Origin of the sequence: Paenibacillus urinalis, from assembly GCF_028747985.1 — a bacterium.
GTDB lineage: Bacteria > Bacillota > Bacilli > Paenibacillales > Paenibacillaceae > Paenibacillus > Paenibacillus urinalis.
Genome location: NZ_CP118108.1, coordinates 1 through 10000 on the forward strand (window position 1 = coordinate 1; position 10000 = coordinate 10000).

A 10000-nucleotide genomic window follows, 5' to 3' on the forward strand; every position below is an offset into this window, starting at 1 on the left:
GTGGACAGCCATACTTCCGAACTATGGCAGCAAATACTATCAATAATTCAAACCAAGCTTAGCAAACCCAGCTATGACACCTGGTTTAAGGCGACCAAAGCCATTAAGCTGAATGATCAGTCTATCGTCATATCAGCGCCCACTACGTTCGCTGTAGAGTGGCTGGAGAGCCGCTATACGAAACTTGTCGGTTCAACCGTTTATGAACTGCTCGGAAAACAAGTGGACGTTAAGTTTGTCATAGAAGAACACAAGACGGCTGAGCCGGATCCGCAGCAAGTGGTCACGCCTCCTCCAGTACCACAAGAAGAGGCTATGGCACATATGCTTAATCCGAAGTACACTTTTGACACGTTTGTCATCGGCCCGGGCAACAGATTTGCACATGCAGCATCGCTTGCTGTTGCAGAAGCCCCTGCCAAAGCGTACAATCCGCTCTTCTTATATGGAGGAGTTGGACTCGGCAAGACACACCTCATGCATGCCATAGGGCACTACATTTTGGAGCATAACCCCAGCAGTAAGGTCGTTTACCTCTCATCGGAGAAATTCACGAATGAATTCATTAATTCCATCCGGGATAACCGTGGTGAGAATTTTCGCAATAAATATCGCAATGTCGACATTTTGCTGATTGATGATATTCAATTTTTGGCCGGTAAGGAATCGACACAGGAAGAGTTCTTCCATACCTTTAATGCACTGCATGAAGAGCACAAGCAGATCATTATCTCAAGTGACCGGCCGCCGAAGGAAATTCCGACGCTTGAGGAACGGCTGCGCTCCAGGTTTGAATGGGGACTGATAACCGATATCCAGCCTCCGGATCTTGAGACGCGAATCGCCATTCTTCGCAAGAAGGCCAAGGCAGAGAATCTCGATATTCCGAATGAAGCAATGATGTATATTGCCAATCAGATCGATACGAACATCAGAGAACTTGAAGGGGCCCTTATTCGTGTGGTAGCATACTCGTCTCTGACCAATCAGGACGTTACAACACATCTGGCGGCAGAAGCACTTAAGGATATCATTCCATCAAGCCGTCCGAAGATTATTACCATTCAGGATATTCAGCAGAGGGTTGGCGAATATTACAATCTGAAGCTTGAAGATTTCAAGGCTAGAAAAAGAACCAAAGCGGTGGCCTTCCCAAGGCAGATTGCAATGTATCTATCTCGAGAGTTGACTGACTTTTCCTTGCCTAAGATTGGAGAAGCATTCGGGGGACGGGATCATACAACCGTCATTCACGCGCATGAGAAAATAACACAATCGATTAAGAACGATCAGGAACTGTTCAAAGTTATCAACAATCTAATCGAGAAAATCAAAAACCCAACTTAACAAGTACAAAGCCTATGCACAATCTGTACACATGTGGATAGGCTTAATTTTATGCCGTTTGTAGGGTTTATCCACATATTCAGTGCGCCTATTACTATTACTACTATTTTTTTAATAAATACTACATCAATATAAATGCGTCTTAGCGACGCTATATTTCGAAAAAGTAAGTACGTTAGGCAGCAACATCAAGCTTATATTCCCCAAGGAGTGAAACTATGAAAATCAGCATATTGAAAAGCTACCTGAATGAATCCATTCAACATGTATCCAAGGCGATCTCCAGCAGAACTACGATCCCTATTCTTACCGGGATTAAATTTGATGTGAATTATCAAGGCGTTACGCTTACTGCAAGTGATACTGATATTTCTATTCAATCGTTTATCCCTTTAGAAGAGGATGGTAAGACCATTGTTTCTGTAGAGCAGGCAGGAAGTGTTGTTTTACCTGCGAAGTTTTTTGTCGAAATTATTAAGAAGCTGCCATCTCAGGAAGTTCACATGGAAGTTAAAGACAACTTCAATACTTTCATCTCTGCAGGAGCAACAGAAATTCAGCTCGTTGGACTCGATCCAGAAGAATTCCCTGTTCTCCCTAGCATCGAAGAGAACCAAACCTTGTCCATTCCTGGTGATCTGCTCAAAAATATGATTAAGCAAACGGTGTTCTCTATCTCCACGCATGAAACAACACCAATTTTGACTGGCGTATTATGGAGTCTGAATGATAATGAGTTCAAATTTGTGGCAACCGACCGCCACCGTCTTGCAACTCGCTCTGCCCATATTGAGGGAGCCGATGAGATCAAATTCCACAATATCGTCATTTCAGGAAAAACACTGAATGAGCTGAGCAAAATTATCCCTGATCAAAATTCACTCGTAGATATCGTCGTTGCTGACAACCAGGTGCTGTTCAAGATTGATCGTGTATTATTCTATACCCGCATTCTGGATGGAACTTACCCTGATACTTCTAGAATTATTCCGAGCTCCTACAAAACAGAACTGATTTTGGAAACGAAAAAGCTCAGTGAATCGATCGATCGCGCGTATTTGCTGTCCCGTGAGGAGAAAACGAACATCGTTCGTATGCAGACACTGGATAACGGGGATATTGAAATCTCATCCAGCTCCTCTGAGCTAGGTAAGGTGCGTGAAGAGCTTCAAGTTAAAGATTTCAAAGGGGAACCGCTCAAAATCTCCTTCAACTCGAAATATATGCTTGATGTGCTCAAAGTAGTCGAGAGCGAGGAGCTTATGATCTCCTTCACCGGCGTGATGAGCCCAATTATCCTAAAACCGACGGACAACAGCTCAAGTCAGTATGTCATTCTGCCATACCGTACTACGAACTAGAGCTGTGTATTATTTTTTTTGAAATAAAAGTTATTCACATGAGAGGAAGTTTTCCGTGAAAAAAATAGTTATCCACAGTGAATATATTAAGCTCGATCAGTTTCTGAAGCTGGCCGATTGTGTTCCTACCGGAGGAATGGCGAAGGCGCTGCTGCAGGAGCAGGCTGTCAAAGTAAATGGTGAGATCGAAGAGAGACGGGGCCGTAAGCTGTATGCTGGAGATCTGGTAGCCGTTGATGGAGAAGGCGAGTTCCAGGTCGAAGAAGCGAAATAGAATAGCGAACACCTGCTGCTTCCTCAAGAGGCGAGAGGCAAGGGAGGATGTAAAGTGTGTTTGTAAGTGACATTGAACTGAATCAATACCGAAATTACGAGCATTTGAAGCTCGAGTCTTTCGGACCGGTTAACCTGATTATTGGTCAGAATGCTCAGGGCAAGACGAATCTGGTTGAGGCGATATACGCTTTGGCACTAACGAAGAGTCATCGGACCTCCAAAGACAAGGAGCTCATTCGATTCAATGCCTCGAGCGCGCATATTAGTGCACATGTGGATAGAAGGTACGGAACAATTCAGCTTGATTTATCGTTATCCCAGCAAGGCAAAAAAGCAAAGATTAACGGTCTGGAGCAGCGCAAGCTCAGTGATTTTATCGGCAGCCTGAATGTGGTCATGTTTGCGCCGGAGGATCTGGAGATCGTCAAAGGGACACCGGGGGTTCGCCGCCGGTTCCTTGACATGGAGATTGGACAGGTCGCTCCAGGCTATATTTATCACCTCCAGCAGTATCAGAAGATTCTGGTCCAGCGAAATAATCTGCTGAAGCAGTTATGGGGGGCTTCGGAATCTCAGCAGGTGATGCTCAGCGTATGGAATGAGCAATTAGCAGAGCATGGTGTTAAAATCGTTAAAAAAAGGAAACAATTCATAAAGAAGCTGCAAAAATGGGCGGAAACGATTCATGAAGGCATTACAGGGGGCAAAGAGAAGCTTGAACTTGCTTATGTTCCATCCTTTGCTGATGCCCTCGAAGAAGATGAAGCTGTTTTATTAAACCTTTTTATGATAAAATTATCACAAACCAAGGATCAGGAGATCCGACGAGGCACCACGCTAACCGGTCCTCATCGCGATGATCTATCCTTCTTTATTAACGGCCATGAAGTACAAACCTATGGATCACAGGGGCAGCAGAGAACGACCGCTCTATCACTCAAGCTGGCAGAGATCGAGCTGATTTGCGAGGAGATTGGTGAATATCCGGTTCTGCTTCTGGATGACGTATTATCTGAGCTTGATCCATACCGTCAGACGCAGCTAATTGAAACGTTCCAGAGCAAAGTTCAGACGTTTATAACCGCAACAGGGGTTGAAACACTGAATACCAGCAAGCTCCATGATGCTCATATCTATCATGTACAGGCTGGTCACGTGGAACGTTAAGGAGATGAACGGACAATGTATATCCACCTGGGCGGAGACAAGATTATCCGCTCTTCCGAGCTCGTTGCTATTTTTGATATATCGATTGAAAAATCGTCCAAAATATCGAAGCAGTACATTACTTACTCTAAACAGGAAAAAAACCTGGAGATCATTGGAGAAGAAGAAGCGAAGTCGATTGTCGTTACCAAGAGCACGGTTTACTATTCCCCAATCTCTTCAACCACTCTCAAGAAAAGAGCGAATGTTCTAAGCGATATATAACGATCTATTGAGGAGTATCGTCATCTTGCGAACAAGAGCAAGGAGGCGGTACTTTTATAACGCATTTGGCACTTTTATATACAGTCATAACAAAATTATCAGATCCACTCTAATCTAGTGAAGTAGGTGAAAGGCATGTCTATGAATCAACCGACATATGGTGCAGATGAGATTCAGGTCCTTGAAGGACTTGAGGCCGTCAGAAAACGTCCAGGGATGTATATCGGCTCGACGAGCTCGAAAGGCTTGCATCACCTCGTATGGGAAGTCGTGGATAACAGTATCGATGAGGCTCTTGCAGGCTACTGTGATCAGATTGATGTGACGATCCACGAAGATAACAGCATTACCGTTGTGGATAATGGACGGGGGATCCCTGTAGCGGAACAGGCCAAGATGAAGAAATCTGCCCTTGAGGTTGTTATGACCGTCCTTCACGCTGGAGGTAAATTCGGCGGCGGCGGATATAAGGTTTCTGGGGGTCTTCACGGTGTAGGTATTTCCGTCGTGAATGCTCTGTCTACAAAGGTTAGCGTTATTGTTCAACGTGACGGACACATTTACCAGCAGGAATACCGCCGTGGTGTTCCAGAGTATGATGTCAAAGTCATCGGCGATACCGACAAAACAGGAACCACAACAACGTTCTATCCAGATCCCGAGATCTTTACGGAAACGACCGTATTTGAGTATGATATCCTGCTTACCCGTATTCGTGAGCTGGCGTTCCTGAACAAAGGAATTGGTATCAGCATTACGGATGAGCGTTCCGGTGATTCAAGCTCGTTCCATTACGAGGGCGGGATTAAGGAATACGTACAATACCTAAACAGCAAGAGAGAGGTTCTTCATGAGCAGCCGATCTATGTTGAAGGGCAGCGTGAGAACATTCAGGTGGAGGTAGCCCTCCAATACAACGACAGCTATACTGAGAATATCTACTCCTTTGCGAATAATATTAACACCCATGAGGGTGGTACTCATGAGTCCGGCTTCAAGAGTGCATTGACACGGATCATTAATGACTATGCTCGCAAGGCTGGCGTTATCAAGGATAACAGCAGCAATCTGACGGGAGATGATGTGCGTGAAGGACTGACTGCCATTATCTCTGTCAAGATCCCCGAACCGCAGTTTGAGGGACAAACCAAAACCAAGCTTGGCAATAGTGAGGTGCGCGGCGTTGTGGAATCACTGTTCGCTGAGAAGCTGCAGGAATTCCTGATTGAGAACCCTTCTGTTTCCCGCCGTATTCTGGATAAAGCCCTGCAAGCATCCAGAGCGAGAGAAGCAGCGCGTAAAGCGCGTGAGATGACCCGTCGTAAGAGCGTTCTTGAAGTGAGTGCTCTGCCTGGTAAACTCGCTGACTGCTCTTCGAAGGATGCTTCGATCAGTGAGCTGTACATCGTTGAGGGTGACTCGGCAGGTGGATCAGCGAAGCAGGGACGTGATCGTCATTTCCAAGCGATTTTGCCGCTACGTGGTAAGATTCTGAACGTGGAAAAAGCGAGACTCGATCGTATTCTCTCAAATGCCGAGATTCGCGCGATTATTACGGCGCTCGGTACGGGGATTGGCGATGATTTCGATATCGAGAAGGCACGTTATCATAAAGTGATTATTATGACCGATGCCGACGTCGATGGAGCCCATATCCGGACCCTTCTGCTTACGTTCTTCTACCGCTATATGCGCAAAATTATTGAAGCAGGCTTTGTGTACATCGCTCAGCCGCCGCTCTTCAAGATCGAACGTAATAAGACTGTCCGCTATGCAGGTTCTGAGGCCGAGCGTGACCTCATCCTTAAGGAGTTCGGCGAGGGCGTTAAGGTCAATGTACAGCGTTACAAAGGACTTGGAGAGATGAACGCCGGTCAGCTGTGGGAGACGACGATGGACCCCGAGAGCCGCACGATGCTTCAGGTGTCTATTGGGGACGCGATGATTGCAGACACCATGTTTGATACCCTGATGGGAGACAACGTAGAACCAAGACGCGACTTCATTCAGGAGAATGCAAGATACGTCAAGAATCTTGATGTTTAGTATTCATATAAACAATGTGTTTTACAGAAGGGGCCGGTATGGCCCCTTTTTCTGATTTTACAGTAGACGGGATTGCAGCTGAATAACTACTATGGCAGAGAGTGATTAGGAGCGAACGCTAGATTTTGCTGCGAATGGCTACATTCGTACTCTACCGTAGGCTCTAGCGTATTTTTTGATTTTTCGATAAATGCTCTTGTCTGGTAAATAACCGAACACATACAAGCCAGGAGACGTATTAACCTCAAGAATCCACGGTCTTACTTTCTCATCTAGCGCAATGTCGAGGCCGAGCTCCTTAATGCCGGGATAGTTCTTTTCCATCTGTCTTGCCGTTTTGAGAGCGAGAGAGTTCAGTTCTTTCTTGAATTTCTTTGTCCCGCCTTCTCCGAGATAGGGCTTTAACAAGGCTTCAAAAGAAGCAATATGACCGCCGCCGTTAATATTAGTCACAATTTTTCCTTTTGCAGCGACTTTACCGATAATGCCGGTAGCTTCCCATTTGCCCTGAGGGTTCTTCTGAGCCATCACTCTTAGATCGAATGGGCAGCCTTGATGCTTAAGAAGTCTGATCCCGCGCTGAACTAAATATGACTTTCCATTCATTCGCTTTTGTATCTTTTGATGCAGGGCTGTAACGGTAGTGTACGTTTTTTTCGTTTTTTCATAATGGAGAACATGCTCGGATTCATTTGATGAATGGGTCTCATCGCTGCTAGAATTTGGTTTCTCTACCCGCATAATTCCTTTGCCATGAGATCCATGCTCTGGTTTCACATATACCGTACGATGGGAGTTCAGCATTTTCTCTAGATTATTCTGATTGTACTTGCGAGTTTCTGGAACATAGACAGCGATCTGAGGATCTTTTAAGAGAACAGCTGTCTTTTTCCATTTGCTTGAGACACGTCGGATGCTCATTTAACCACTCCTTTATTACTTAATCGAATGTAGTCAATAAATTCGCGAAGTATCATACCTGCCGGAGGAAATCCATAGGACAAGGAGAAAAATCAGTGGTATAATAGAGGAATATGGCGTTTTGTGTGGATATGAGTAATATTGTGCAGCTGAATGTCCATTCTGAATTTGTACAGTATATGGTTTGCTCTTCAAAACAGGAAGGGCATATCCCTATAGATAGGTCCAATTAGAAGCGTGAATACGTTTAATAATGGACTTTTTGTCTAGGCTAGTAATAGAGAGAAATTCATTAGAAGATTTGGGCGTTAAAGCCTTGTTAGGCTTTTCACAAATACATTTTCAGCTTAACAATGTTGTTTGATAGACAAGAAGGAGGTCCAGCATGGCGGATCAAAATAACTCGCAAATTAAAGACCGCGATATTGGCGAAGAAATGCGCGAGTCCTTTATGGACTATGCGATGAGTATCATCGTCAGCCGTGCTTTGCCTGACGTTAGAGACGGGCTTAAACCAGTGCACCGTCGTATTCTGTTTGCGATGTCGGAGCTTGGAATGGCACCTGACAAGCCTTACAAGAAATCAGCGCGTATCGTCGGCGAAGTTATCGGTAAATATCACCCGCACGGAGATTCGGCCGTATATGAAACTATGGTACGGATGGCCCAAGATTTCTCGATGCGTTATATGCTTGTAGACGGTCACGGTAACTTTGGTTCCATTGATGGAGATATGGCAGCGGCAATGCGTTATACGGAAGCCCGCTTGTCCAAGATCGCGATGGAAATGCTCCGTGATATTAATAAAGATACGATAGATTTTATACCTAACTATGACGGGGAAGAGCACGAGCCTGTCGTTCTTCCTGCTAGATATCCCAATCTGCTCGTAAACGGTGTAGGCGGGATTGCCGTAGGGATGGCGACCAATATTCCACCTCATAATTTGGGAGAAGTCATTGATGGGGTTCACGCAATGATCGAGAACCCTGATATTGATTCTTTAGAGCTGATGGAATATATCAAGGGTCCTGACTTCCCGACTTCTGGATTTATTCTTGGCCGTTCAGGTATTCGCCAGGCTTATCAAACAGGCCGCGGAACGGTTACGATGCGTGCGAGAACGACCATTGAAGAAGTGAACAACAAAGCAAGAATTATCGTGCACGAAATTCCATATCAAGTGAATAAAGCACGTCTTGTAGAAAAGATTGCAGAGCTTGTACGTGAGAAGAAGATTGAAGGTATTACAGATCTTCGTGATGAGTCAGACCGCAGCGGTATGCGAATTGTAATTGAGCTGCGCCGCGATGTGAATCCGAATGTGGTGCTTAACAATCTGTATAAGCATACTTCCATGCAATCCAATTTCGGTATAAACATGCTGGCCATCGTTAACAACGAGCCTAAGATTCTGAGCCTGCGTGATGTTCTCTATCACTACTTACAGCATCAAATTACTGTTATTCGCCGTCGTACAGAATTCGAACTGCGCAAAGCGGAAGCCCGTGCACACATTCTCGAGGGATTGCGAATTGCTCTGGATCATATTGATGAGATCATCGCTTTGATCCGTGCTTCTGCAACGACAGATGCTGCGAGAGAAGGATTGATTGAGCGCTTTGAGCTAAGTCATGATCAGGCTCAGGCTATCCTTGATATGCGCTTGCAGCGTCTTACAGGACTTGAACGCGAGAAGATTGAGAACGAATATAACGAGCTTCTTGCCAAGATTGCAGAATATCGCGAGATTCTAGCGAATGAGCATTTGGTGCTTGAAATCATTCGTGATGAGCTGCAAGAGATCAAGGACCGTTACAATGATGAGCGCCGTACGGAGATCACGGTTGGTGAGGAGAGCATTCTTGATGAGGATCTAATTCCGCGTGAGGATGTCGTTGTCACGATTACCCATACTGGTTACATTAAGCGTCTACCGGTATCCACATACCGTTCGCAGAAGCGAGGCGGTCGTGGTGTGGTGGGTATGGATACCAAGGATGAGGATTTCGTTGAGCATTTGTTTGTAACCAACACACATAATTATCTGATGTTCTTCACGGATAAAGGTAAGGTGTACAGGCTCAAAGCTTATGAGATTCCTGAGCTTGGCCGGACCGCAAGAGGAACGCCAATTATTAATATGATTCAGATCGAGCAAGGGGAGACTGTCAACGCGGTTATTGAGGTTGAAGAGTTCGAGAGCGAGAAGTTCTTGTTCTTCGCCACCAAGCATGGCGTTGTGAAGAAGACCCCACTCGACGATTACGTAAATATCCGCAAGGGTGGACTTATAGCTATCCACTTGCGTGAGGATGATTCCCTAATCGAAGTGAAGCTTACCGACGGCAAACAAGAGATGATTCTCGGTACAGCTCACGGAATGTCCATTCGTTTCTCTGAAGATGACGTTCGGTCGATGGGAAGAAGCGCGACAGGGGTCAAAGGCATCAACCTGGACGAAGAGGATTCCGTCATCGGTATGGATATTGTTGATTCAGAGCTTGAGGTTCTCATTGTTACGGCTAACGGATACGGCAAACGTACCCCGGTATCGGACTATCGTATTCAAAGCCGCGGCGGTAAGGGAATCAAGACGATTAACATTACGGAGAAGA

Annotated in this window: 8 protein-coding genes (1 of these 8 cut by a window edge); 7 read left to right on the forward strand and 1 reads right to left on the reverse strand. The window is 45.4% G+C overall.

The window, feature by feature from the left end; genetic code table 11:
* The 6 genes from dnaA to gyrB all read left to right on the forward strand — a co-directional run bounded on the left by dnaA (position 1) and on the right by gyrB (position 6461).
* Entirely contained in the window at positions 1 to 1347 is a 1347-nt protein-coding gene (gene dnaA, locus PUW25_RS00005; RefSeq protein ID WP_047912554.1) for a chromosomal replication initiator protein DnaA, read from the forward strand.
* Between the two features lie 218 nt (positions 1348 to 1565).
* Positions 1566 to 2708 (forward strand): DNA polymerase III subunit beta, encoded by a 1143-nt coding sequence (gene dnaN / locus PUW25_RS00010; protein ID WP_047912553.1) that lies wholly within the window; start codon positions 1566 to 1568, stop codon positions 2706 to 2708.
* 55 nt (positions 2709 to 2763) lie between these two features.
* Entirely contained in the window at positions 2764 to 2982 is a 219-nt protein-coding gene (gene yaaA / locus PUW25_RS00015; protein WP_047912552.1) for a S4 domain-containing protein YaaA, read from the forward strand.
* Between the two features lie 56 nt (positions 2983 to 3038).
* A complete protein-coding gene (recF, locus tag PUW25_RS00020) occupies positions 3039 to 4151 on the forward strand; it encodes a DNA replication/repair protein RecF (protein WP_047912551.1) in 1113 nt (370 codons plus the stop codon).
* Positions 4152 to 4166: 15 nt separating this feature from the next.
* Positions 4167 to 4415, forward strand: a complete 249-nt coding sequence (gene remB / locus PUW25_RS00025) for an extracellular matrix regulator RemB (RefSeq protein ID WP_047912550.1) — start codon at positions 4167 to 4169, stop codon at positions 4413 to 4415.
* A gap of 135 nt (positions 4416 to 4550) precedes the next feature.
* Positions 4551 to 6461, forward strand: coding sequence for a DNA topoisomerase (ATP-hydrolyzing) subunit B (gyrB, locus tag PUW25_RS00030; protein ID WP_047912549.1), 1911 nt, complete (start codon positions 4551 to 4553; stop codon positions 6459 to 6461).
* A gap of 138 nt (positions 6462 to 6599) precedes the next feature.
* Here the strand turns inward: gyrB and PUW25_RS00035 are convergent, their stop codons facing one another.
* The gene (locus PUW25_RS00035; protein WP_205054691.1) at positions 6600 to 7382 is read right to left on the reverse strand and encodes a YheC/YheD family protein; all 783 of its coding nucleotides are present in this window, start codon (positions 7380 to 7382) and stop codon (positions 6600 to 6602) included.
* 385 nt (positions 7383 to 7767) lie between these two features.
* Between PUW25_RS00035 and gyrA the strand changes: the two genes are divergently transcribed.
* On the forward strand, positions 7768 to 10000 hold the 5' portion of the coding sequence (gyrA, locus tag PUW25_RS00040) for a DNA gyrase subunit A (RefSeq protein ID WP_047912548.1). It continues 335 nt past the right edge of the window; the window shows 2233 of its 2568 coding nt (coding positions 1-2233); it begins with the start codon at positions 7768 to 7770; its stop codon lies off the right edge, out of view.